The following is a 23,331-nucleotide window of genomic DNA, read 5'->3' as shown; positions in this document are numbered from 1 at the left end:
ACGGATGCCGCGCCGGGATGCGCGCCTCCAGATCCACATAGCTGAACAGCGAACCGCTCGTCTCGTCCGTCCCGCGCATCATCACCCCCGCCATTGCCGTGACGAGGATGAATCATGTTCCCAACCAGCTGTCGAGGTGGGACTATTTCAGCAGCCTGCTAGATGGCCGTCATGTCCATTCGATTGCTGCCGCATCAGACGGCGCTGTTTGACCGGATCGATATCAGACTGCACCTGTTGACGCGCCCAATCCGCTTTCCTACGGGCCTCAGCCAGAGAGACATTCTTGAAAGATCCAAGTCCCATCTCTCTTGGCCGCCCCAGAGCTGAAAGCGAAAGACCCATTGTGCGCCTCCGTCAGCGCGCTTATGAAACCACAGACCCTGCCCATCGCAGTGTTTCCCGGCCGGGAGGGACTTGAGTTTTACAACCGTGAATGCGTTCGATTTTGCCATGATAATATCCTCTTTGTTATATACGTTCTGGCGTGACGCTACCCGGTTCATTCCGGGACGCCGTGACACCTTAACATGCCGATATTTATTGGGAATTTAATCCGATGGCACTTGGTGAGAACGTATGACACAAAGAGAATACCCCTCCGGCAGGAGTATTTTGGGAACGATGAAGCAGGGATCGAAACTCGACTGGCCCGAGGGCTATGGCCGCCGGGTGCTGGCCTCGGTGGACAGCACCAATGCCGAGGCCGCGCGACTGGCACCCGGATTGCGCGGGCCGGAATGGATATTGGCGCTGGAGCAGACGGCGGCGCGCGGTCGGCGCGGGCGGGCCTGGGTCAATCCGGCGGGCAATTTCGCGGCGACCCTGGTGATGCGCCCCACTGAGGGCCCGGACAAGGTGGCGTTGCGGTCTTTTGTGGCCTCGCTTGCGCTCTGCGATGCGCTGGTGGCGGCGACCGGGCGGGCCGAGGGAGTCAGCCTGAAATGGCCCAATGACGTGCTGCTCAATGGCGGCAAGCTGGCGGGCATCCTGTTGGAGAGCGCGGGCGCGGGCCGGGATCTCAGCCATTTCGCCATTGGCATCGGGGTGAACCTGTGCCGCGCTCCGGCGGGCGCGGAGGTGGAGGAGGGGGCACTGCGCCCGGTCTCGCTTTTGTCTGAGACCGGTGTGGCGCTCGGGCCAGAGGAGTTTTTGAGCCTTTTGGCCCCGGCCTATGCGCGGCTGGAGGCGCAATTCGTGACCTTTGGCTTCGCCCCCATCCGCCGGGCATGGCTCGACCGGGCGGCGCGTTTGGGCGAGGCGATCACCGCGCGCACCACACGCGACAGCTATCACGGGACATTCGAGACGGTGGACGAGGCGGGCAATCTCGTTCTAATGACCTCCAAGGGGCGGCAGGCGATTGCCGCGGCCGAGGTGTTTTTCTGACGCGGGAGGGCGGCCCCCATGCTTTTGGCGATTGATTGCGGCAATACCAACACGGTGTTTTCGATCTGGGACGGGACGCGGTTCATCTGCACGCTGCGCACCTCGACCGAGCATCAGCGCACCGCCGATCAGTATTTCGTCTGGTTCAAGACGCTGCTGGCGCATCACCGGATCGAGGCAAAGATCAATGCGGTGGTGATCAGTTCCACCGTGCCGCGTGTAGTGTTCAACCTGCGCGTCTTTGCCGACCGCTATTTCAATTGCCGTCCGCTGGTCGTGGGCAAGCCCGAGTGCCGCCTGCCGGTGGATGTGCGGGTGGATGCGGGCACGCAGGTGGGTCCGGACCGGCTGGTCAATACGGTGGCGGGATATGACCTCTATGGCGGCGACCTGATCATCGTGGATTTCGGCACCGCCACGACATTCGACGTGGTCGATCATGATGGCGCCTATATCGGCGGGGTGATTGCGCCTGGGGTGAACCTGTCGCTTCAGGCGCTACATGAGGCCGCGGCGGCGCTGCCGCATATCGACGTGACCAAGCCCGATCGCGTGATCGGCACCAATACGGTGGACTGCATGCAATCGGGCGTATTCTGGGGTTATGTCGGCCTGATTGATGGGATATGTGAGCGGGTAAAGGCCGAGCGTGGCCGCGCCATGAAGGTGATCGCAACAGGTGGGCTGGCACCGTTATTCCAGCAAGGCACGGACATGTTCAACATGTTCGAGGACAATCTGACAATGCACGGGCTGACCGTGATACACGAGCATAACAAGGAGGGCTGACGCCCCATGAGCAGCGAACGTTTGATCTACCTGCCCCTCGGTGGGGCGGGTGAAGTTGGTATGAATGCCTATGTCTACGGCTATGGCAAGCCGGGCAAGGAAAAGCTGATCCTGGTGGATCTGGGTGTGACATTCCCGGATATGGACGGCACGCCCGGGGTTGATCTGATCCTGCCCGATATTTCCTGGCTCGAGGCGCGCAAGAACGATCTGGAGGCGGTGTTCATCACCCATGCCCATGAGGATCACGTCGGTGCCGTAGCCCATTATTACGACCGTCTGGGCGCGCCGATCCATGCCCGCGCCTTCACCGCCAACATTGCGCGGCGCAAGATGGAAGAGCACGGCCATTCCGAAAAGGCGGTCAAGACCGTCTCGCCCTGGCCTGAAACAGTCAAGGCAGGCCCGTTTACCGTGGGTTTCGTGCCGATCTCGCATTCGATCCCAGAAAGTTCGGGTCTTGTCATCGACAGCCCTGGCGGACGCATCGTGCATAGCGGCGATTTCAAGATTGACGAGAATCCTGTCGTGGGCGAGGCGTTCGATCACGACCGTTGGGCCAGCCTAGCGGAGCCGGGCGTGAAGGCGCTGGTTTGCGATTCGACCAACGTGTTCAACCACCATGACGGGCGGTCCGAGAGCACGGTCGGCCAGCCGATCACCGATCTGGTGCAGGCCTCAAAGGGCATGTTCGTCTGCACGACCTTCGCCAGTAACGTGGCGCGGGTCAAGACGCTGGCCGAGGCGGGCAAGCAGGCCGGGCGTTCGGTCTGTCTGCTGGGCCGGGCGATGCGGCGGATGATCGAGGCGGCGGTCGAGACCGGCGTGCTCAAGGATTTCCCCGCGACCATCAGCCCCGAGGAGGCCGGCAATATCCCGCGTGAGAACCTGATGCTGATCGTCACCGGGAGTCAGGGCGAGCGGCGCGCGGCAAGCGCGCAGCTCGCGAATGGCAAGTATAATGGTATGGTGCTCAAGGAAGGCGACACGTTCCTCTTCTCCTCCAAGACCATTCCCGGCAACGAGCGCGGTGTCATCCACATCATCAACAAGTTCTCCGAGATCGGGGTCGACGTGGTCGAGGGGGATGACCGCTATCACGTCTCGGGCCACGCCAACCGGCCCGATCTCGATGCGATGCACAAGCTGATCAAGCCGCAGATCGTGGTGCCGATGCATGGCGAGCACCGGCACCTGCGCGAGCATGTGAAGCTGGCAAAGGCGAACCGGATCAATGGCGTTTTGGCTGTCAATGGCATGATGATCGACCTCAGTGGCAATGCCCCCAAGGTGGCCGAATATGTCGAGACCGGGCGCACCTATGTGGATGGCTCGGTCAAGATCGGGGCGATGGACGGGATCGTGCGCGACCGGATTCGCATGGCGCTCAACGGGCATGTGATGATCAACGTGATCATGGACGAGGAGGACGAGCCCCTGGGCGAGCCTTGGGTCGAATCGATGGGACTGGCCGAGACTGGGCAAAGCCGCGCGCCGCTGGTCGATGTGCTGGAAGAGGATCTGTCGCAGTTCATGGGCCGGGCCGGGGCCAAGACGCTGACCGATGACGACAAGCTTGAGGAAGGGCTGCGTCGCGTGGCCCGACAGAGCGCGCAGAACGAGATCGGCAAGCGGCCCGAGGTGACGGTGGTCATCAGCCGCCTGACCGCTTGAGGGCGAGGCCAATGCGTATTGCCTATGTCATGGCCGAGGGACGGGGTGATACCGACCTGCTGCTGCACGGGCTGGCCTTGCGCGCGCGGGCGCGCGGGCTGCGGCTGTGTGGTACGGTGCAGATCAACTCCGATTGCGATGCGGATCGGCCCTGTGACATGGATGTGCAGGTGTTGCCCGACGGGCCGGTGATCCGCATTTCGCAGTCCCTCGGACCGGGGGCGCAGGGCTGTCGGCTTGATCCGGCGGCGCTGGAGCAGGCGGTGGCCGAGAGCGAGGCGCGGCTCGATGCGGGTTGCGACCTGGTGATCGTCAACAAGTTCGGCAAGCACGAGGCGGACGGGCGCGGGTTTCGCGGTCTTATCGCAGAGGCACTCGGATTGGGGGTGCCGGTTCTGGTCGGCGTCAATCGCCTCAACGCGCCGCGATTTCAGAATTTTTGCGAGGGGCTTGCGGAACCTGTCGCACCCGATGCGCGCGTGCTTGATGCCTGGGTGAAGTCACTTGCTGCGACACCGGATGTGACATGAAGTGTGACGAGTAATAAATTGATATATAAATAAATTTATATGATAATTCTGTCTAGGGTATTTCATTCGGACCACATGTCGACCTGACAGGGTAGCCCCTGAACTCTCTCGCATGCGCGATCCTGAGAATTCAGTCATATGTCGAGCACCGTTGCAATATTCAGGCTGTCCAGATCGACGAAAACCTGAACTGTTCCTGTGTGAAAATGTTCTTCCCTTGCGACCTGCCGCGCGTTGGAGGTGACCAAGGGAACCACATCTACATGGCGATGATTACTACACGGCGACGATTATGGTGCCCTCGGCGCGACTCGAACGCGCAGCCGCCGGTTTAGAAGACCGATGCTCTATCCAGTTGAGCTACGAGGGCACGGCTCGACGTTTAAACGATCGGCGGTCAAGGCACAATCAGGCATAACTGGGTTATGCAGGGGAAATCACATATCGAGGAGCGACCCTGGTGGCCTGACGTGCTCATGCGGTTCGAACAAGCGGCGACCATACCGAACCAGAGTATCTTGATCGACACCGGCGCTTCGGGAGGCCGAGGTGTCCTCGGAGATCGAGAATATCGTCACGATGCTGGACGCGCTTTCTGGCTGACCTGCTTCTAGAGGGACCGCGGTTCGGGGCTGCAAACAAGGTTGCGCTCTACCAAGACGCCGTAAAGCCCTGGTGCCAACATCTGGTTGAAAGCGACGGCCTCATCACCAAACACACGTTGATCGAGATGTTCCGGCTGCTGAAGGGGCGCTCTGGCGGATTCCGATCCACGCGCGGCACGGCGCTGCGCAACGACGTGACGCAGGACATGGGCTATGTGCCGCCGCAGGGCTTCCGGGAAATCGAAACCCTGATGCCGGTGCTGGAGCGGTTCGGGAACGACGGCGGGCCTTGCGATCTCGATCCGATCATCAGGGTGGCGCTCTTCCATCATCAATTCGAGAGCATCCACCCTTGTCCCGACGAAAATGGGCGCGTCGGGCGCATCTTGAACCTGCGCTATCTGATGCGAACCGGCCTCACGTTTAGGTGATCGTCATGCCGGTTACAATACGGCGATTCTCTGATTAGCTGTGATGCAACCGTAACCAAAGGAGGGTCAAATGACTGCTGAATACAAGGTGGACGCCACCCCGGTGAGTGACGATCAGGCCGAAGGTCTGGCAAAGGACTTGCTGGACGGAGCCCGTGCCAAGCTGGGCTTCGTGCCGAACATGTATCGTGGCATGGCCGTCAATGCGGGCCTGCTGAGCACATATCTGCACGGCTATGATCATTTTCGCACGCAGGCCAATTTCACGCCGCCGGAGCAGGAGGTCGTGTTCCTGACCATCTCGCTGGCCAATGGCTGTGATTATTGCACCGCCGCGCATTCGATGCTGGCGATCAAGGTCTCGAAGCTGAGTGAAGAGCACACGCAGGCGCTGCGCGATGGCAAATCTCTGGATGATGACAAGCTTGAGGCGCTGCGCCGGTTCACCCACCACATGTGGGAGACGCGCGGCCTGCCCACCAAGACCGAGGCCGAGGCGTTCAAATCCGCAGGCTATTCCGACATTCACGTGCTGGAGATTATCCTGGCGATGGCCGTCAAGACGATCAGCAACTATTCCAACCATGTGAACCACACAGATGTGGATGACGCTTTTGCCGGTTATGCGGTGGGCAAGACCGTGAAAGCCGCCTGATCAGGCGTTGCGCCCCTGCGCGTCAGGGGCGCAAAACAGCTCGTACACCAATTCGAGCACGCGGCGTGGGCGTTCATCGGCAAGGCTGTAATAGATGGCCTTACCCTCGCGCCGGGTGGTCACCAACCCTTCGAGGCGCAGGCGCGACAATTGCTGCGAGACGGCTGCCTGCCGGGCCGAGAGCAGCTCTTCCAGCTCGGTCACGGACTTCTCGCCCGAGACCAGATGACACAGAATCATCAGGCGTCCCTCATGGCTGATCGCCTTGAGGAAATTGGCTGCCGTGGTCGCGTTCTCGACCATGCGGTCCATTTCTTCCGGGCTGGTGCTGTCGTCTAGAACGGGGAGGGGCATGGCTCTTGTATCCATTGTGGGCGTTAAAGAGCGTATGTAGGGCGTTTTTTGGCGATCTGCAAAACTTGTGCGCGCCAGCACGCGAAAAAGTGACCGACCGTGGCGTCAAAAGCGTCAGGGACGGCGCGCGCTGCTACAAATTAAAGCGACGCCCTTGCAGCCCCTTGGGCGCGACACTAAGACTCCCTTAGCAACTGGCCGGGTACGGTCGGCAACTCCCATCGACCCGGGCAGGCAGGCCCGGGCAAAACAGCAGGCGGGCCCAGATGAACGACCCTATGGAAACCTACATGAATACCCTCGTGCCGATGGTCGTCGAGCAGACCAGCCGGGGGGAACGCGCCTATGACATCTTCTCGCGCCTTCTGAAGGAGCGGATCATCTTTCTGAGCGGCCCGGTTCATGACGGCATGTCGAGCCTGATCGTGGCGCAGCTCTTGCATCTGGAGGCGGAAAACCCGTCGAAGGAAATCAGCATGTATATCAACAGTCCCGGTGGTGTTGTGACCTCGGGTCTCTCGATCTACGACACGATGCAATACATCAAGCCCAAGGTCAGCACGCTGGTCGTGGGGCAGGCCGCGAGCATGGGATCGCTCTTGCTGACGGCGGGCGCACCGGGCATGCGGTTTTCGCTGCCGAACAGCCGGGTCATGGTGCACCAGCCCTCGGGCGGCTATCAGGGGCAGGCAACGGATATCATGATCCATGCCAAGGAGACCCAGAAACTCAAGGACCGGCTGAACGAGATCTACGTCAAGCATACCGGCCAGACCATGAAGAAGGTGGTTGATGCGCTGGAACGTGACAATTTCATGTCGCCGCAGGAGGCCAAGGATTGGGGCCTGATCGACGAGATCGTCGAGAGCCGTGCCACTGGCGGCGATGAGGAAAAATAAGGCGATCACGGCACCCTGACCGGGGTGTCGCGATTTTCGGATTGTGGTGCTTTTCCGGCTGCCCTAAGCTGGCGGAAGAGACGAAAGACAGAGCAAAGACCCTGACCGGGCCGCATGACCGAGAGCGGCGCAGGGTCTGAAAGGTACGTGATGGCAACGAATTCCGGCGGCGACAGCAAGAACACGCTTTATTGCAGCTTTTGCGGCAAGAGCCAGCACGAGGTGCGTAAGCTCATCGCCGGGCCGACCGTGTTCATCTGCGATGAATGCGTCGAGCTGTGCATGGACATCATCCGCGAGGAAACCAAGAGCGCGGGGCTGAAATCGAGCGAGGGCGTGCCGACGCCGCATGACATCTGCCAGGTGCTCGACGATTACGTGATCGGCCAGGCGATGGCCAAGCGGGTGCTGTCGGTGGCGGTGCATAACCATTACAAGCGCCTGAACAATTCCGGCAAGAGCGATATCGAACTCAGCAAATCGAACATCTTGCTGATCGGCCCCACCGGCTGTGGCAAGACGCTTTTGGCGCAGACGCTGGCGCGCATTCTCGACGTGCCCTTCACCATGGCCGACGCGACCACCCTGACCGAGGCGGGCTATGTGGGCGAGGATGTAGAGAATATCATCCTCAAGCTGCTGCAATCCTCTGAGTACAACGTCGAGCGCGCGCAGCGCGGCATTGTCTATATCGACGAGGTCGACAAGATCACCCGCAAGTCCGAGAATCCTTCGATCACCCGCGATGTGTCGGGCGAGGGGGTGCAACAGGCGCTTTTGAAGCTGATGGAAGGCACGGTCGCGGCCGTGCCGCCGCAGGGCGGGCGCAAGCATCCGCAGCAGGAATTCCTTCAGGTGGACACCACCAATATCCTGTTCATCTGTGGCGGGGCGTTCGCCGGGCTCGACAAGATCATCGCGCAGCGCGGCAAGGGTAGTGCCATGGGGTTCGGTGCCGATGTGCGCGGCGATGACGAGCGTGGAATCGGTGAAATCTTTACTGATCTGGAGCCGGAGGATCTGTTGAAATTCGGACTGATCCCGGAATTCGTCGGGCGTCTGCCGGTTCTGGCGACGCTGGAGGATCTTGACGAGGATGCGCTGGTGACGATCCTGACGCAGCCCAAGAACGCGCTGGTCAAGCAGTATCAGCGGTTGTTCGAACTGGAAGGCGCGCAGCTTACCTTTACCGACGATGCGCTTACCGCGATTGCCAAACGGGCGATTGCGCGCAAGACCGGCGCGCGGGGGCTGCGCTCGATCCTCGAGGATATCCTGCTCAACACGATGTTTGATCTGCCGAGCCTGGAGAATGTGGAAGAAGTGGTCGTCAACGAGGAGGCGGTCACGTCGGACGCGGCCCCGCTGGTCATCTATGCCGAGTCGAAGGGCAAGAAGAAGGAAGGCGCGAGCGCAGGCTGAGCGTAGCCCGACGCAGCGGCAAGGATTTGAAACCCGCACCGTTTGGTGCGGGTTTTTTCGTGGGATGGGTTCTTTGGGCAGTGTCTGCACCCGCGCGCCGGGGCCCCGAGGCCGCGTATCGGCGAGAATTTCGGAACCATCCGAAACGCTCTGCCTGGCTTGTTCTCCACGCGGCCGCAACTCGGCTTTCCCGCCTTGCAAATGCCCCGTCCCGACCTTAGGTTCCCGCTCAATTCGCGGGGCCTCCGCCCCGGCACATCAGACAAGGACAGCACCCAATGGAAGCCTTCGGCCAGTTCATTCCTCTCATTTTGATTTTCGTGATCATGTATTTCCTGCTGATCCGTCCGCAGCAGAAAAAGCTCAAGGAACACAAGGCGATGGTCGATGCCCTGCGCCGTGGTGACCAGGTAGTGACGCAAGGCGGCCTGATCGGCAAGGTGGCCAAGGTCAAGGACGACAATGAGATCGAGGTCGAGTTGTCCGAGGGCGTCAAGGTGCGCGTCGTGCGCTCCACCATCGCGCAGGTCATATCCAAGACCGAGCCCGCCGAGGGCTGAGGCCCACTTTCGCTTGCGCGTCTACCCCTCTGAAAAGGCAACATTATGCTACAAATCGACCTGTGGAAACGCCTTGTCATCTTGGGCGTAGTCGCGCTCGGGCTGCTGCTCGCGCTGCCCAATGCCTTCTACCCACGGGTTGAGATGCATAATGACGCAGCCGCCGCCATCGAGGCCGGTGCCGACCCTGCCGCCCTGCAGGACGAATTGGCCCTATGGCCCGACTGGATGCCCTCCGATCTGGTCAATCTGGGCCTTGATCTGCGCGGCGGTGCCCATTTGCTGGCCGAGGTTCAGGTCGAGGATGTCTACGAGGCGCGGGTCGAGGGCATGTGGCCGGAGGTGCGCGATCTCTTGCGCGAGGAGCGCGACCGCGTCGGCCCGATCCGGTTGCAGGACTCCGAGGGACCGGAATTGCGCGTGCGTCTGGTCGAGCGTCCCGAGATGGCGGGCGAGGCGGCGAGCCTCGTGCGCGGTCTTGCCCGTCCGGTCACCAGCCTGACCGGTGCGGGATCCACCGATATCAACGTCACCACCGACGGGCCGGACGTGATCGTGCGACTGAGCGAGGCCGAACAGCGCGCGACCGATGAGCGCACCGTGCGCCAGGCGCTGGAGATCATCCGCCGCCGCATCGACGAGACCGGCACCCGCGAGCCGACGATCATGCGGCAAGGGGCCGACCGCATCCTGATCCAGGTGCCCGGCATCGGATCGGCCGCCGAACTCAAGGACCTGATCGGCACCACCGCGCAACTGACCTTTCAGCCGGTCGTGAGCCGGTCGTCCGATGCGGATGAAAACCCCGGCGTCGGCAACGAGATCCTGCCCTCGCTCGACGAGCAGGGCGTGTTTTACATCCTTGAGCGCAGCCCCGTCGTGACCGGCGAGGAACTGGTCGATGCGCAGCCTGATTTCGACCAGAACGGTCGGCCGGCGGTGTCGTTCCGCTTCAACCCCACCGGGGCGCGTAAGTTCGGCGATTACACCGCTGACAATATCGGCAATCCCTTTGCCATCGTGCTTGATGGCGAGGTGATCAGCGCACCGGTGATCCAGAGTCATATCCCCGGCGGTTCGGGCATCATAACCGGCAATTTCTCCGTAGAGGACAGCACCCAACTGGCGGTGCTGCTGCGCGCGGGCGCGTTGCCCGCCGGGCTGGAATTCCTCGAGGAACGCACCGTCGGTCCGGAACTCGGGGCGGACAGCATCGAGGCGGGTAAGATCGCGACGGCCGTCTCCTTCCTGCTGGTGCTGGTCTACATGTTCCTCAGCTATGGGCGTTTCGGGATATTCGCCAATATAGCCCTCTTCATCAATGTCGGGCTGATCTTCGGCCTGCTCAGCCTGATCGGTGCCACGCTGACATTGCCCGGTATCGCCGGGATCGTTCTGACCATCGGTATGGCGGTGGATGCCAATGTGCTGGTATTCGAGCGCATCAAAGAAGAGATGAAGACCGCCAAGGGCGCTGCCCGCGCCATCGAACTGGGGTACGAGAAGGCGATGAGCGCCATTGTCGACGCCAATATCACCACCTTCCTCACCGCCCTGATCCTCTATGCCATGGGCTCGGGCCCGGTGCGCGGATTTGCGATCACGCTCGGCCTCGGCATCATCACCTCGGTGTTTACGGCGCTGTTCGTCACTCGTCTGATTGCCGTGATGTGGTTTGAGCGCAAACGCCCCAAGAGCGTTTTGCAAGGCCGTGCGCTGCGTCTTGTACCGGAGCAGACCTCGTTCGATTTCTTCAGCTGGTGGAAGCTGTGGCTGGGGATTTCCGGCGTGATGATGCTCGTGGCGCTTGGCTCTTTCGGACTACAGGGGCTGAATTTCGGCATTGATTTCAAGGGCGGCACCACGATTCGCACGCAAAGCGCCGAGCCGGTGGATGTAGGTCAGTATCGCGACGCGGTTGGCGATCTGGGGCTCGGAGATATCAGCATCACCGAAGTGTTCGACCCGACCTTCGGCCCAGACGTAAACGTCGCGATGATCCGCATTCAGGCACAGGACGACACCGAGAGCGTGACACCGGAGATGATCGCCCAAGTCGAGGCGGCCGTGCAGTCGGCGGTGCCGGATATCGAGTTCACCTCGGTCGAGAGCGTCGGGCCCAAGGTCTCGGGAGAGCTTATTCAGGCCGCGATCATTGCCGTCGCGCTCGCTATCGGGGCGGTGCTGATCTATATCTGGTTGCGCTTCGAGTGGCAGTTCGCCGTGGGCGCGGTGATCGCCCTTGTGCATGACGTGGCGCTGACCGTGGGGGTGTTCTCGGAATTGCAGATCCAGTTCGATCTGGCGATTATCGCGGCGCTGCTGACCATCGTGGGCTATTCGCTCAACGACACGGTGGTGGTCTTTGACCGGGTCCGCGAAAACCTGCGCAAATACAAGAAGAAACCGCTGCGCGAGGTGCTCAACATCTCGATCAACGAGACGCTGAGCCGTACGATGATGACCTCTGTCACCACGCTTCTGGCGCTTTTCGCGCTCTACTTCCTGGGCGGTGACGTGATCCGGGGCTTTGTCTTCGCGATGATTTGGGGCGTTGTCGTGGGCACCTATTCGTCGATCTTCGTGGCCTCGACGGTGCTGATGTGGCTGGGCGTCACGCGCGACTGGTCCAAGCCCGACGCCAATGCCGGCACGCAATTCGCCAATGTAGATGCCTGAGGCGCTGGCCACGGCGCTTGCCACGCCGGGGCTGCCCTGGCTGATGTTGGCGATCGGTCTTGCGGGAATCGTGCGGGGGTTCACCGGGTTCGGCACAGCTCTGATCTTTGTGCCAGTCGCGGGGATTTTCCTTGCGCCGCAGGTGGTTGTCGGTGTCATTACGCTCACCGGCATTGCCAGCACCTCGGCGCTTCTGCCGCGCGCCTGGGGGCAGGCGGACCGGCGCGAGGTGGCGGTGCTGGCGCTCGCCGCGCTGATCACGGTTCCGTTCGGTCTGTGGCTCATGGGGATGCTCGCCCCGGTGACGATCCGTTGGATCGTCGCGACGGTCGCTGCGGTGACGCTTGGGGCACTCGTTGCAGGCTGGCGCTTTTCCGGAATTGTCAGCCGTCCGATGCTCATCGCCATCGGTGCGGTGGCCGGGGTGATCGGCGGGCTGACGGGGCTGACGGGGCCGGTGGTGATCCTGTTCTACCTCGCCGGACAGTTGGTGGCGCAGACCGTGCGGGCCAACACCATCCTGTTTCTGGCCGCCCTAGATACGGTGATCGTCGCCAATCTCTTGCTTCAGGGCCGTGTCGAATGGCATATCTTACTGCTCGCGCTGGTTCTCGCCGTGCCCTATTTCATCACCTCGCTGATCGGGCAGGCGCTGTTTGACCCGCGCCACGAGCGGCTCTACCGTTGGGTGGCCTATGCCGTGATCGGCCTTGCCGTGCTGAGCGGCCTGCCACTCTGGACGTGAAGGAGACGCTGCCATGCAGATGATCGAAATCAGCTTTGCGGGGGCCACGCCGATCGACGGCTACGGGCCGGGATTCTTCCGCGTCGCGGGCGAGGTGATGGAAGGCGCGATCCTCGTGACCGTGCAATCGGCGCGCGGCTGGGGCGGGTTCGAGGATACTGTGCCGCTGCTGGAACTGGCGCAGGAGGTGGACGTGATCTTCATCGGCACCGGCGCCGAGGTCGCCCATATCCCCGCCACTCTGCGCCACGCGCTGGAAGAGGCCAATGTCGGGGTCGAGACGATGAGTTCCCCCGCCGCCTGCCGCACCTATAACGTGCTGCTCTCCGAAGGGCGGCGCGTGGCGGTGGCTGCATTGCCGGTGTGACGATGCGCGCAGCGTTGGCGCTTTTCGCGCGCCCGGTTTCGGGCTAAAGCGGGCGCATGATGCTGACCGTAACCGATCTGAGCATAGCGCGCGGCGGGATACCCGTGCTGGAAGGGCTGAACCTGACGCTCGGGGCCGGTCAGGCGATGGTGCTGCGCGGGCCGAACGGCATCGGCAAGACCACGTTTTTGCGCACCATTGCAGGGCTGCAACCGCCGCTGTCGGGACAGGTCGAGGTGACGCCCGAGAGCCTAGTTTACGCGGGCCACGCCGACGGGATCAAGCCGACGCTGACGGTTACGGAAAACCTGAGCTTCTGGGCGCAAGCCTTTGGTAACCGGGATATTTCTGCCGCAATCAGCGCCTTCGCGCTCGGCCCATTGGCAGGGCGTCCCGCAGGCGCGCTCTCGGCCGGGCAGAAACGCAGGCTTGGCCTCGCGCGGCTTTTGGTGACGGGCCGCGAAATCTGGGTGCTGGACGAGCCGACCGTGTCGCTCGACACCGATGCCGTGGCGATGTTTGCCGCCGCCGTGCGTGCCCATCTGGCGCAGGGCGGGGCCGCGCTGATTGCCACGCATATCGACCTTGGCCTCTCGGAGGCGCAGGTGCTCGATGTCGGTCCCTACCGGGCCAAGCCGCTCGACATCGAGGATTTCGACGGAGCCTTCCTGTGATCGCGCTGCTGGTGCGGGATATCCGGTTGGCGATGCGCGCCGGGGGCGGCTTTGGCCTTGGCCTGTCGTTCTTCCTGATCGTGGTGGTGCTGGTGCCCTTCGGCGTTGGCCCGCAAAGTGCGCTTCTCTCCAAGATCGCACCGGGCATTCTGTGGCTCGGCGCACTGCTGGCCTGCCTGCTGTCGCTCGACCGCATCTTCGCGCTCGACTGGGAGGATGGCAGCCTCGATCTGCTCGCCACCTCGCCCCTGCCGATGGAGGGGATCGTCAGCGTCAAGGCGCTTGCGCACTGGCTGACCACGGGCCTGCCGCTGGTGCTGGTGGCGCCGGTTCTGGGCGTGCTTCTGAACCTGCCCGAGGCGGGCTTTCTCTGGCTCACCCTCTCGCTCGCCCTCGGCACGCCCGCGCTCAGCGTGATCGGCACGTTTGGGGCGGCGCTGACCGTCGGTCTCAAGCGCGGTGGATTGCTCCTCAGCCTGCTTGTGCTGCCGCTTTACGTGCCTACATTGATCTTCGGGGCCGAGGTCGCCCGGCGCGGGGCGGAAGGGTTTGATATCACCACGCCGCTGTTGTTTCTCGCGGGGATCACCTGCGGCACGATCGCGCTTTTGCCTTTCGCCTCGGCTGCGGTATTGAGGGTCAACCTGCGATGAACAAAGGAAACGGGATGAGCCTGAATGCGCTCTGGGAGTATGCCAATCCCAAGAAATTCATCCAGACCACCGACCGTGTGTTGCCGTGGTTTGCGTGGTCTGCGGCGTTGACGCTGGTGGTGGGGCTGATTTGGGGGTTTTTCTTCACGCCGGATGATTACCGGCAGGGATCGACCGTCAAGATCATCTACCTGCACGTGCCCGCGGCGCTGATGGCGATCAATGCTTGGCTAATGATGCTGATCACCTCGCTGGTGTGGATCGTGCGCCGCCACCACGTGAGCGCGCTGGCCGCCCGCGCCGCCGCCCCCGTGGGCATGATCATGACGGTGATCGCGCTGCTGACCGGGGCGATCTGGGGACAGCCGATGTGGGGCACATGGTGGGCCTGGGATCCGCGCCTCACGAGCTTTTTAATCCTGTTCCTGTTCTATCTCGGCTATATCGCCCTGTGGGAGGCGATCGAGAATGACGACACCGCCGCCGATCTCACCTCGATCCTGTGCCTGGTGGGGTCGGTCTTTGCGCTGCTCAGCCGTTACGCGGTGAATTTCTGGAATCAGGGGCTGCATCAGGGCGCGTCGCTCAGCCTCGACAAGGAGGAGAACGTGCACGACGTATTCTGGTATCCGCTGGTGGTGGCGATGGCGGGGTTCGCGCTGCTGTTCATCGCACTGGTGCTGATGCGTACCCGCACCGAGATCCGCGCGCGGCGCATGCGTGCGCTGCTGGCCCGCGAGAGGATGGGGGCATGATGCCTGATCTGGGGAAATACGCCGATGCGGTGCTGTCGTCCTATGCCGTGTCATTGGTGCTTCTGGCACTAATTGCCTGGCTCAGCCTGCGGCGTTCGAAACGCATCAAGAGAGAGCTGGAAGAGGTTGAAACAAAGGTGAAATCGAATGGCTAAACTGTCGCCTCTGATGCTCGCACCGGTGGTGATATTCGCGGGGTTCGCGGGGCTGGCCCTCGTCGGGCTGGGACGCGACAATCCCAATGAATTGCCCTCTGCCTTGCAAGGTAAGACGGCACCCGCAATCGCCGTCACCCCCTTGGGCGACGGCGCACCGTTCACCGACGCCGATCTGCGCACGGGCGAAGTGACGCTGGTGAATTATTGGGCCAGCTGGTGTGCGCCCTGCCGGGTCGAGCATCCCAACCTTGAGGAACTCGCCGAAAGCGGCCTCACGATCTACGGGGTTAACTACAAGGACAGGCCGGGCAATGCGCTTGGGTTTCTTGAGGAATTGGGAAATCCCTACACGGCGCTTGGCGCGGATGTGCAGGGCCGCATGGCGCTTGATTGGGGCGTCTACGGCGTGCCCGAGACCTATGTGATCGACGGTGACGGGCAGATCGTGCTGCGCCTTGCCGGGCCGGTCACCGACCGCGTGATGGAGAACACGCTGCTGCCCGCGATCGAGAAGGCGCGGCAATAGGCGCGGGATGGCGGGTGTCGTTGCCCCGCCATCGGTTCGTGCCAGTCCCTCAGAGCAAGAGCACCTGCGTGCCGACCTGCGCCATGCTGAACAACTCTTCGATATGCGTGTTATAGAGGCCGATGCAGCCCGACGAGGACTGCCGCCCGATCTTGCGGGTGTCATGGGTGCCGTGCACCAGATAGGCGGGCCAGCTGAGGTAGAGCGCATGGGTGCCCAGCGGGTTGCCGGGGCCGGGTGCCATATAGGCGGGCAGCGAGGGGTCACGCTCGCGCATGGATTGGGTCGGCGTCCAGTCGGGGCCGACACGCTTGCGCACGATCCGTGTATGGCCGCGTCGGGTCAGTTCCTCGGTCATCGGCACCGATGAGGGGTAGAGCGCGTAGGTCTCGCCATCCGGACCCCAGTAATGCACCGCGCGGCTGTCGATATCGGCCAGAATGCAACCCTTGCCGAGGCTGTCAAAGTGATCGCGCCAGTCGCGCTTGACGAAGGCCGAGGAGTTGCGGCGGTTCACCGTCGTCTCGGCGTGCAGCAGGCTCGGGGTGGCAAGTGTGGCAAGGCCGGTGGCGAGGGCGTGACGGCGAGTGAATGTGATGGGCATTTTGCTCGATCCTCTTGTTGGGGCGTCCTGCGCGCGACATAGGCAGAGCACGGGTCTGTGTGTAGGGCAGGGGTGGGGATGGGGCGGTTTCTCACGGGATTGTGATCGAGGTGTTGAGGCGTCGTTCAGTCGTAGAACGGGGTCATCTGTGCGACGATCACGGCGTTTTCGTTCAACGCGCGCTGCATCAGGGCGCGCTCTTCTGCCGAAATCTCGGCCCCCTCGGCCTCGCGTTCGGCCAGCGTGCCGTAGCCCGTCACGTCGAGCGGTGCGGTGTCGGCCTGTTTGAGAATGGCGACGGTTTCGCGCACCGCTTCGGCCTCGTCGATGCCGGAGGCGAAGACGAGGAGCGCCGCGCCCGTCGCCTTGTCGGGCAGGCCGTCCCCGGTCTTGCGGCCGATTTCCACCAGCAGCGTGTAAACCTGTTGGCGCGAGGCGCGGGGTTTTTGCGTGTCTGTCATGGCGCAGCCCTGTGCCAGGCTGCGCGCAATGTCAAGTCACGCCCGCCCGACCCCGTTCAGCCAAAGCGGTTCCAGGCGGATTTCATCGCGTTCGACATGTTGTCCCAGGCCTGATCGGCCCCGGTCTTGAAATCCTTCCAGACCTCCTGGCTGGCGGATTGCACCTTTTCGTAATGCCGCTCCATCTCGTTGCGGCGTTCGCGCAGGTCCGAGATCTGGTCGTTGTATTTGGCCTGCATGTCGGCGGACGCCTCGCGCGATTGCGCCTGAAGCTTTTCGATCTCGGCCTTCCACTGATCGAGTTGGGCCTGCATCTTCTTTTCGTATGTGTCCTTGTCCATCTCGTGGTCTCCTTTGATCTGTCATCGTGTGTACAGTCTAACAGGTATGCCCGCTGTGCCAAAATGAAAGGGGCCACCGCTTGCGCGATGGCCCCTCTGGCCCTTGTCAGGAATGCGTGGCCCTAGGTGAACTTCTTGATTTCACCCGATTTCAGGCGGCTCATGTAGCTGCTCAACTCGCGCTTGACGATCGGCATCAGGAAGTAGAGGCCGATGATGTTGACCACCGCCATGGCAAAGATCGCCGCATCCGAGAAGTCGATCACCGGGCCGAGATTGGCGGCCGCGCCGATCACCACGAAGATGCAGAAGATCACCTTGAACACCAGTTCCTTGGTCTCGCCTTCGCCGAAGAGGTAGGTCCAGGCCTTAAGGCCGTAATAGGACCAGCTGATCATGGTCGAGAAGGCGAAGAGCACTACGGCAATAGCCAGCACGTAAGGAAACCAGCTGATCGCGCTGCCGAAGGCTGCGGAGGTGAGGCCGACGCCCGAGGTGCCGCCGATGGTTTGCACGGCCGTGCCCGCCTCGTTCAGGAGGTAGGTGCCATCAGGCCCGGCCACGAGCTGCCCGGTGATGATGATCACAAGCGCGGTCATGGTGCAGACCACGACCGTGTCGATGAACGGCTCCAGCAATGACACGAAACCTTCGGTGATCGGCTCCTTGGTGCGCACCGCCGAGTGGGCAATCGCCGCAGAACCAACACCGGCTTCGTTGGAAAACGCCGCCCGCTTGAAGCCCTGGATCAGCGCACCGACCATGCCGCCCGCGACGCCAAGCCCGGTAAAGGCTCCTTCGAAGATCTGGCCAAACGCCCAGCCGATTTGATCGGCGTTCATCGCGATGATGATCAGCGCCGTGCCGACATAGAGGATACCCATGAAGGGCACGACCTTTTCGGTCACTTTGGCGATGGATTTGAGGCCGCCCACGATCACCGCAAAGACGACGCCGGCAAAGATCACGCCGGTGATCCAACCCGGATAGGCCCCGACGATGCCGGAAATCTGCTGATGCGCCTGATTGGCCTGGAACATGTTGCCACCGCCAAGTGCGCCGAGAATACAGAAGATCGAGAACATCACGGCGAGGATTCTGCCGCCTGGCAGGCCGCGTTCGGCAAAGCCCTTGGTCAGGTAATACATCGGGCCGCCCGAGACGCGCCCGTCTGGGTATTCGTTGCGGTATTTCACGCCCAATGTGCATTCGGTGAATTTCGACGCCATGCCCATCAGACCCGCGAGGATCATCCAGAACGTGGCCCCCGGCCCGCCGATGCTGACCGCCACTGCGACACCGGCGATATTGCCGAGGCCGACGGTGCCCGACAGCGCCGTGGCGAGTGCCTGAAAGTGGCTGACCTCCCCGGCGTCGTTGGGGTCGGAATAGTCACCTTTCACCAGCGCGATGGAATGACCCACGGCGCGGAACTGGATAAAGCCGAAATAGAGCGTGAAGACCGTGGCACCGATCACCAGCCAGGCAACGATCCACGGAAATGTGGTGCCCGGAAAGTTCGAGAAGATCAGGTTGACGAACCAGCCTGTGGAACTGGCAAAGATCTGATTGACCTTTTCATCAAGCGAGACCGCCTGCTCTTGTGCGAAGGCAGGCGCACTCATCAGCGCGAGCCCCGCCGCGGCGAGGGCCGCGGAAAATACGTTGCGATTCATATGTTTCATCCCTGTTCTTGTCATTGGATCACGGCACGATGGTGCAGGGCACCGGTGCGGTCTGCACGAGCGCCCCCGCGACCGAGCCGAAAACCCGCGCACCAAGGGCGGATTGCCCGTCACGTCCGATGACGATTTGCACGGCGTTGTGTTCCTTGGCGACGCGGCCGAGAATTTCGGCGGTGTTGCCGTAGCGGATCGCCACCTCGTTGGGAATCCCGGCTTCGTCGAGTTCCGCCTTGACCGTGGTCATGATCGCCTTTTCCGCGCGGGTCATTTCCTCCTTGCGGCGGGCGTGGCGCTCTTCCAGTTCCTGTGGCGTGAGGAAGGAATAGGGCGACCATTCCAGCACATGAGTCAGCACGATCGTGCCTCCTTGCGCGCGGGCACGGTCCACCGCGAATTCCAATGCGCGCCGCGCGGACACGCTGCCGTCGTAGCCGACGACGAATTTTCCAGACATGATAGTGTTCCCTCGTTGGTTGGCTCTCCGGGTGAGATTCAGTCGACCCGGTGAGTAACTCTACCAGAGGTTAGGATTTCAATTTTCCCGATATTTGCATTTTTGCACGCCAATTGCGCCAAATTTCGACGTTTGACTACCCGAGATGCAAAAATATCCCGGTTTCGTTAGACCGCGTGGGTCTGCGGCGCTGTGACGCGGGTGGTCGTGCTGCGCCGGATCAGTAGCTGAATTCGGCGTAGATGCGGCTCAGATCGCCCTGCCAGTCGCCGTGGTAATGTTCCAGCAACTCATCGGCGGGGGTTTTTCCTGAATCGACGCTTTCGCGCAGGGCGTTGAGGAAATGTGTCTCGTCGGGGATCAGGCCGCCGCCGCCCGCACAGCCGCGCGCCTTGAGGCCGGATTCGGAGATGTCGAGCACCTCGCGCGCCAGATCGTGCATGTCGATGCCGTTGACCTTTGCCTGAAGCCCGTCGACGCTGGCCGCGACCCGCAGGCTGTCGCGGGTTTCCGCATCCCAGCCCTTGGCGATGTCCCACGCGGCGTCGAGCGCGGATTGGTCATACATCAGCCCGACCCAGAACGCGGGCAACGCGCAGAGCCTGCGCCACGGCCCGCCATCGGCACCGCGCATCTCCATGAATTTCTTGATCCGCGCCTCGGGGAAGATCGTGGTGAGGTGATCGGCCCAGTCCGACAATGTCGGCTTTTCGCCGGGCAGGGCGGGCAGTTCGCCGCGCAGGAAATCGCGGAAGCTTTGACCCAGAGCGTCGATATAGCGCCCGTCGCGATAGACGAAGTACATCGGCACATCGAGCGCGAAATCGGCATATTGCTCGAAGCCGAACCCCTCCTCGAAAACGAACGGCAACATGCCGGTGCGGTCGGCATCGAGATCGCGCCAGACCCGCGCGCGCCAGGACTTGTGGCCGTTGGGCTTCCCCTCCAGAAACGGGGAGTTGGCAAAAAGCGCGGTGGCGACTGGTTGCAGCGCGAGCGCCACGCGGAATTTCTGCACCATGTCCGCCTCGGATCCGAAATCGAGATTGACCTGCACGGTGCAGGTGCGGCGCATCATGGTCTGACCCATGGTGCCGACCTTTTGCATGTAGCTGTCCATCAACTTGTACCGGCCCTTGGGCATCATCGGCATCTGGTCATGGGTCCAGACGGGCGCGGCACCCAGCCCGATGAAGCCGACGCCGACCTTTTCTGCGATGTCCTTGACGTCGGCGAGATGCTCGTTCACCTCGTCGCAGGTCTGGTGGATGGTTTCCAGAGGAGCGCCCGAGAGTTCCAGTTGACCGCCGGGTTCCAGTGAAACATTGGCCCCGTCCTTTTCCAGCCCGATCAGCTTGCCGCCCTCTTCGACAGGGGCCCAGCCATGACCGTCGCGCAGCCCTTCGAGCACGGCGAGCACGCTGCGCCGACCCTCATAGGGAATGGGCAGGAGCGTGTCCTTGCAATAGCCGAACTTCTCATGCTCGGTGCCGATGCGCCAATCGGCCTTGGGTTTGCAGCCGCTTGCCAGATACTCGGCAAGCTGTTCGTGGCGTTCAATCGGCCCGCCGCCGGATTGAGGGATGGACATGGTCGGGCCTCCTGAAGCGCTGCGTATCTGTTGTCGGGGTCACAGTTGGCGGCAATCGCGGGCGGTGTCAATGCAGCCGGAAGGATGAAATGACGGGCGCGCGCCGTTGCCAGATCACGGTCGGGTGATCGGGCAGGCGGTGCATCTGGCTCAGCATATGCTCGATGCGCAGGCCGGGAAGGGTGGCGAAGGCGTCAAACAGCGCCTCGGCCCCTTCGGCATTCACGGGGATCTGCAGATCGGGGGCCTGCGGCTGGCTGAGCACCCAATGGGCGGGCTGGTCCGAGGGATCGAGCGTGAGTTGGTCGAGATCGCGGATCGCCACGACGCCGCCCGTCTGGGGGCCGAAATAGGCGACCTGGCCCTCGTCCACGCGCACCACGCCGGGACCGCCCGCGCCGCCGCGAAAGCGGGCGCGCTGCACGCCCAACATCAACACCCCTCCCGCCGCGATCAGCAGGACATAGCCCAGCCAGTGCAGCAGCCCGCCGGTGCCGAGGGTCCACCACAGGCCAAGTGCCGCCAGCCCCGCGCCGGTCAGCACCTCGCGCCAGCGCCAGAGCGCGGCGCGCGCCTGGGGGCGGATGAAGCTCATGCCCAGTCTCCGAGCGCCTGTTGCCAGACCGAGAGGGCGGCGACGGCGGCGGTGTCGGCGCGCAGGATGCGCGGGCCGAGGCTGACGGGATGGGCGTAGGGCAGGGCCGAGAGCCGCGCGCGCTCGGCCTCGGAAAAGCCGCCCTCGGGGCCGATCAGGATCGCCCATGCGCCGCCGCCCGCCGCGCGCAGGGTGGCCCCAGCCCCGGCAAGCGCCTCGTCGCAGAACATCAACTGGCGGTCTTCGGGCCAGTCGGAGAGCAGCGTGTCGAGCTTTTGCAGGTCGGTCACCTCGGGCACATACGTGCCGCCGCATTGTTCCGCCGCCTCGACGGCATGGGCCTGGAGCCGGTCCTGCCGGATGCGTTCGGAATTGGTGAACTCGGTCTGAACGGGGATGATCCGGGCTGCGCCCATCTCGGCGGCCTTCTCGACGATGAAATCGGTGCGCGCCTTCTTGATCGGCGCGAACAGCAGCCACAGGTCCGGCGGGTCGCGTTGCGGGGCGGTTTGTTCCTGAACTTCCAGCGTGCCGCCACGCTTGCCCGCCTCGGCCACCCTGGCGCGCCATTCGCCGCCTGTCCCGTTGAAGAGCAACACCAAATCGCCCGCCCCCTGACGCATCACGCCAAAGAGATAATGCGCCTGATCGCGGGACAGAGGAATGGTTTGCCCTTGCCCCAGGGGGTGCTCTACATAAAGCCTGATCTTTGCCGTTTTCATGGGGCCAGCATATGACCGGAGAGAACCAGACGCCAGAGGCCGCAGGCGCGGTGGCCGATGCCTATCGCGGAAACTGGGTGGACCGGCTGGCACCGCCTGCGACACGGCCCTATCTGCGGCTGAGCCGGGCTGACCGGCCCATCGGCACGTGGCTGTTGCTGTTGCCGTGCTGGTGGGGGCTCACACTGGCGATGCTGTCGGATGGGCAGGCGGGCTGGCACGATCTTTGGATCTTCGCGGGATGTGGGATCGGCGCATTCCTGATGCGCGGGGCGGGCTGCACGTGGAACGACATCACCGACCGCGATATCGACGGTTCGGTCGCGCGCACCGCGTCGCGGCCTATCCCGTCGGGGCAGGTGACGGTCCGGGGGGCGGTGATGTGGATGTGCGCGCAGGCGCTCATCGCCTTCGGGATTCTCCTGACCTTCAACGGGGCGGCCATTGCGCTCGGGGTGCTGTCGCTGGTGCCGGTGGCAATCTATCCCTTTGCCAAGCGATTCACCTGGTGGCCGCAGATTTTCCTTGGCCTCGCGTTCAACTGGGGCGCATTGCTGGCCTGGACGGCGCATAGCGGGCGGCTGGAGGTCCCTGCGGTGATGCTCTATCTGGCCGGGATCGCCTGGACGCTGTTTTATGACACGATCTATGCGCATCAGGATGCCGAGGACGATGCCCTGATCGGGGTGAAATCCACGGCGCGGCTCTTTGGTGAGAATTCCCCGCGCTGGCTGCGCTGGTTTCTGGCAGGTTCCGTGTCGCTGATGGCGGTGGCGGTGATTCTGGCGGCCCCTGATGGCTTGCTGGCGCTGCTGGTGGCACTCTGCGGCCCGTGGGCCATGGGCTGGCACATGCAGGGGCAGATGCGCAAGCTGGACCTTGAGGACAATGACCGGCTCCTGATGCTGTTCCGCTCGAACCGCGATGCGGGGCTCTTGCCTGTGCCGTTTTTCGCCGTCGCGCTTTTGCTGTGATTGATCTTGCCCTTATGCGGGCCTAAACACGCGGGACAC

General features: G+C 62.7%; 28 protein-coding genes and 1 tRNA gene. 18 read left to right on the top strand and 11 right to left on the bottom strand.

All coding sequences use genetic code 11. The features are described from left to right. Window positions 1-147: 147 nt before the first annotated feature. Entirely contained in the window at window positions 148-345 is a 198-nt protein-coding gene (locus tag BHD06_RS24795; protein WP_080458005.1) for an Arm DNA-binding domain-containing protein, read from the bottom strand. 279 nt (window positions 346-624) lie between these two features. Here BHD06_RS24795 and BHD06_RS16110 point away from each other — a divergent pair, with 279 nt between their 5' ends. Genes BHD06_RS16110 through BHD06_RS16095 form a run of 4 tightly spaced genes read left to right on the top strand, consistent with a single transcriptional unit; the run spans window position 625 to window position 4,382 of the window. Then, entirely contained in the window at window positions 625-1,389 is a 765-nt protein-coding gene (locus BHD06_RS16110; RefSeq protein ID WP_080458004.1) for a biotin--[acetyl-CoA-carboxylase] ligase, read from the top strand. Between the two features lie 18 nt (window positions 1,390-1,407). Next, window positions 1,408-2,178 carry a type III pantothenate kinase gene (locus tag BHD06_RS16105; protein ID WP_080458003.1) on the top strand — a complete coding sequence of 257 codons (771 nt, stop codon included), beginning with the start codon at window positions 1,408-1,410 and terminating at the stop codon, window positions 2,176-2,178. A gap of 6 nt (window positions 2,179-2,184) precedes the next feature. Then, entirely contained in the window at window positions 2,185-3,852 is a 1,668-nt protein-coding gene (locus BHD06_RS16100) for a ribonuclease J (protein ID WP_080458002.1), read from the top strand. Window positions 3,853-3,863: 11 nt separating this feature from the next. After that, a complete protein-coding gene (locus BHD06_RS16095; RefSeq protein WP_080458001.1) occupies window positions 3,864-4,382 on the top strand; it encodes a DUF2478 domain-containing protein in 519 nt (172 codons plus the stop codon). A 293-nt stretch (window positions 4,383-4,675) separates the two neighbouring features. On the opposite strand, the gene BHD06_RS16090 is transcribed toward BHD06_RS16095, so the two are convergent. After that, window positions 4,676-4,752, bottom strand: a tRNA-Arg gene (locus BHD06_RS16090). A gap of 351 nt (window positions 4,753-5,103) precedes the next feature. Between BHD06_RS16090 and BHD06_RS24045 the strand changes: the two genes are divergently transcribed. Together BHD06_RS24045 and BHD06_RS16080 are read left to right on the top strand one after the other, a co-directional pair. Beyond that, window positions 5,104-5,418, top strand: a complete 315-nt coding sequence (locus tag BHD06_RS24045) for a Fic family protein (protein WP_376764856.1) — start codon at window positions 5,104-5,106, stop codon at window positions 5,416-5,418. Window positions 5,419-5,488: 70 nt separating this feature from the next. Beyond that, window positions 5,489-6,073, top strand: a complete 585-nt coding sequence (locus tag BHD06_RS16080) for a carboxymuconolactone decarboxylase family protein (RefSeq protein ID WP_176214379.1) — start codon at window positions 5,489-5,491, stop codon at window positions 6,071-6,073. On the opposite strand, the gene BHD06_RS16075 is transcribed toward BHD06_RS16080, so the two are convergent. Beyond that, window positions 6,074-6,427 (bottom strand): helix-turn-helix transcriptional regulator, encoded by a 354-nt coding sequence (locus BHD06_RS16075; protein WP_080458000.1) that lies wholly within the window; start codon window positions 6,425-6,427, stop codon window positions 6,074-6,076. It abuts the gene before it with no gap. A gap of 266 nt (window positions 6,428-6,693) precedes the next feature. Here BHD06_RS16075 and BHD06_RS16070 point away from each other — a divergent pair, with 266 nt between their 5' ends. From BHD06_RS16070 to BHD06_RS16020, 11 genes are all read left to right on the top strand, one after another. Next, complete coding sequence (locus BHD06_RS16070; RefSeq protein ID WP_080457999.1) at window positions 6,694-7,326, top strand: ATP-dependent Clp protease proteolytic subunit; 633 nt, start codon at window positions 6,694-6,696, stop codon at window positions 7,324-7,326. A 150-nt stretch (window positions 7,327-7,476) separates the two neighbouring features. Beyond that, window positions 7,477-8,748, top strand: coding sequence for an ATP-dependent Clp protease ATP-binding subunit ClpX (gene clpX / locus BHD06_RS16065; protein ID WP_080457998.1), 1,272 nt, complete (start codon window positions 7,477-7,479; stop codon window positions 8,746-8,748). A gap of 278 nt (window positions 8,749-9,026) precedes the next feature. Next, on the top strand, window positions 9,027-9,308 hold the full coding sequence (gene yajC / locus BHD06_RS16060) for a preprotein translocase subunit YajC (RefSeq protein ID WP_080457997.1): 282 nt from the start codon (window positions 9,027-9,029) through the stop codon (window positions 9,306-9,308). Window positions 9,309-9,353: 45 nt separating this feature from the next. After that, complete coding sequence (gene secD / locus BHD06_RS16055; protein WP_080457996.1) at window positions 9,354-11,987, top strand: protein translocase subunit SecD; 2,634 nt, start codon at window positions 9,354-9,356, stop codon at window positions 11,985-11,987. Next, on the top strand, window positions 11,980-12,732 hold the full coding sequence (locus BHD06_RS16050) for a sulfite exporter TauE/SafE family protein (protein WP_080457995.1): 753 nt from the start codon (window positions 11,980-11,982) through the stop codon (window positions 12,730-12,732). The genes secD and BHD06_RS16050 overlap by 8 nt, the downstream gene beginning before the upstream one ends. A 13-nt stretch (window positions 12,733-12,745) precedes the next feature. Next, the gene (locus BHD06_RS16045; RefSeq protein ID WP_080457994.1) at window positions 12,746-13,099 is read left to right on the top strand and encodes an Mth938-like domain-containing protein; all 354 of its coding nucleotides are present in this window, start codon (window positions 12,746-12,748) and stop codon (window positions 13,097-13,099) included. A gap of 56 nt (window positions 13,100-13,155) precedes the next feature. Continuing rightward, complete coding sequence (gene ccmA / locus BHD06_RS16040) at window positions 13,156-13,773, top strand: heme ABC exporter ATP-binding protein CcmA (protein WP_080457993.1); 618 nt, start codon at window positions 13,156-13,158, stop codon at window positions 13,771-13,773. Further along, the gene (gene ccmB, locus BHD06_RS16035) at window positions 13,770-14,426 is read left to right on the top strand and encodes a heme exporter protein CcmB (RefSeq protein ID WP_080457992.1); all 657 of its coding nucleotides are present in this window, start codon (window positions 13,770-13,772) and stop codon (window positions 14,424-14,426) included. The genes ccmA and ccmB overlap by 4 nt, the downstream gene beginning before the upstream one ends. A gap of 14 nt (window positions 14,427-14,440) precedes the next feature. Beyond that, window positions 14,441-15,181, top strand: coding sequence for a heme ABC transporter permease (locus tag BHD06_RS16030; RefSeq protein WP_080457991.1), 741 nt, complete (start codon window positions 14,441-14,443; stop codon window positions 15,179-15,181). Further along, a complete protein-coding gene (gene ccmD / locus BHD06_RS16025) occupies window positions 15,178-15,336 on the top strand; it encodes a heme exporter protein CcmD (protein WP_080457990.1) in 159 nt (52 codons plus the stop codon). Before BHD06_RS16030 ends, ccmD begins: the two co-directional genes overlap by 4 nt. Continuing rightward, window positions 15,329-15,865, top strand: a complete 537-nt coding sequence (locus tag BHD06_RS16020; protein WP_080457989.1) for a DsbE family thiol:disulfide interchange protein — start codon at window positions 15,329-15,331, stop codon at window positions 15,863-15,865. The genes ccmD and BHD06_RS16020 overlap by 8 nt, the downstream gene beginning before the upstream one ends. 49 nt (window positions 15,866-15,914) lie before the next feature. On the opposite strand, the gene BHD06_RS16015 is transcribed toward BHD06_RS16020, so the two are convergent. The 8 genes from BHD06_RS16015 to BHD06_RS15980 form a co-directional block, all read right to left on the bottom strand. Beyond that, window positions 15,915-16,469 (bottom strand): L,D-transpeptidase, encoded by a 555-nt coding sequence (locus tag BHD06_RS16015; RefSeq protein ID WP_080457988.1) that lies wholly within the window; start codon window positions 16,467-16,469, stop codon window positions 15,915-15,917. Between the two features lie 125 nt (window positions 16,470-16,594). Further along, the gene (locus BHD06_RS16010) at window positions 16,595-16,930 is read right to left on the bottom strand and encodes a hypothetical protein (RefSeq protein WP_080457987.1); all 336 of its coding nucleotides are present in this window, start codon (window positions 16,928-16,930) and stop codon (window positions 16,595-16,597) included. A 56-nt stretch (window positions 16,931-16,986) separates the two neighbouring features. Then, window positions 16,987-17,271: a conserved coiled coil protein gene (locus tag BHD06_RS16005; RefSeq protein WP_080457986.1), complete on the bottom strand. Its 285-nt coding sequence runs from the start codon at window positions 17,269-17,271 to the stop codon at window positions 16,987-16,989. Window positions 17,272-17,393: 122 nt separating this feature from the next. Further along, window positions 17,394-18,947 carry a sodium:alanine symporter family protein gene (locus tag BHD06_RS16000; protein ID WP_080457985.1) on the bottom strand — a complete coding sequence of 518 codons (1,554 nt, stop codon included), beginning with the start codon at window positions 18,945-18,947 and terminating at the stop codon, window positions 17,394-17,396. 28 nt (window positions 18,948-18,975) lie between these two features. After that, window positions 18,976-19,410, bottom strand: a complete 435-nt coding sequence (locus BHD06_RS15995; RefSeq protein WP_080457984.1) for a universal stress protein — start codon at window positions 19,408-19,410, stop codon at window positions 18,976-18,978. 220 nt (window positions 19,411-19,630) lie between these two features. Next, window positions 19,631-21,001: a glutamate--cysteine ligase gene (locus BHD06_RS15990; protein WP_080457983.1), complete on the bottom strand. Its 1,371-nt coding sequence runs from the start codon at window positions 20,999-21,001 to the stop codon at window positions 19,631-19,633. A 67-nt stretch (window positions 21,002-21,068) separates the two neighbouring features. Further along, window positions 21,069-21,596, bottom strand: a complete 528-nt coding sequence (locus BHD06_RS15985; protein WP_080457982.1) for a hypothetical protein — start codon at window positions 21,594-21,596, stop codon at window positions 21,069-21,071. After that, the gene (locus BHD06_RS15980; RefSeq protein ID WP_080457981.1) at window positions 21,593-22,318 is read right to left on the bottom strand and encodes a 16S rRNA (uracil(1498)-N(3))-methyltransferase; all 726 of its coding nucleotides are present in this window, start codon (window positions 22,316-22,318) and stop codon (window positions 21,593-21,595) included. Before BHD06_RS15980 ends, BHD06_RS15985 begins: the two co-directional genes overlap by 4 nt. 11 nt (window positions 22,319-22,329) lie before the next feature. Between BHD06_RS15980 and ubiA the strand changes: the two genes are divergently transcribed. Next, the gene (gene ubiA, locus BHD06_RS15975) at window positions 22,330-23,292 is read left to right on the top strand and encodes a 4-hydroxybenzoate octaprenyltransferase (protein ID WP_080457980.1); all 963 of its coding nucleotides are present in this window, start codon (window positions 22,330-22,332) and stop codon (window positions 23,290-23,292) included. Window positions 23,293-23,331: the final 39 nt, after the last annotated feature.

The sequence above is a fragment of the Roseovarius sp. A-2 genome (assembly GCF_002072155.1).
Lineage (GTDB): Bacteria > Pseudomonadota > Alphaproteobacteria > Rhodobacterales > Rhodobacteraceae > Roseovarius.
Note: the sequence above shows the minus strand (reverse complement) of the source record. Positions and strands in the feature narration are given on the sequence as shown.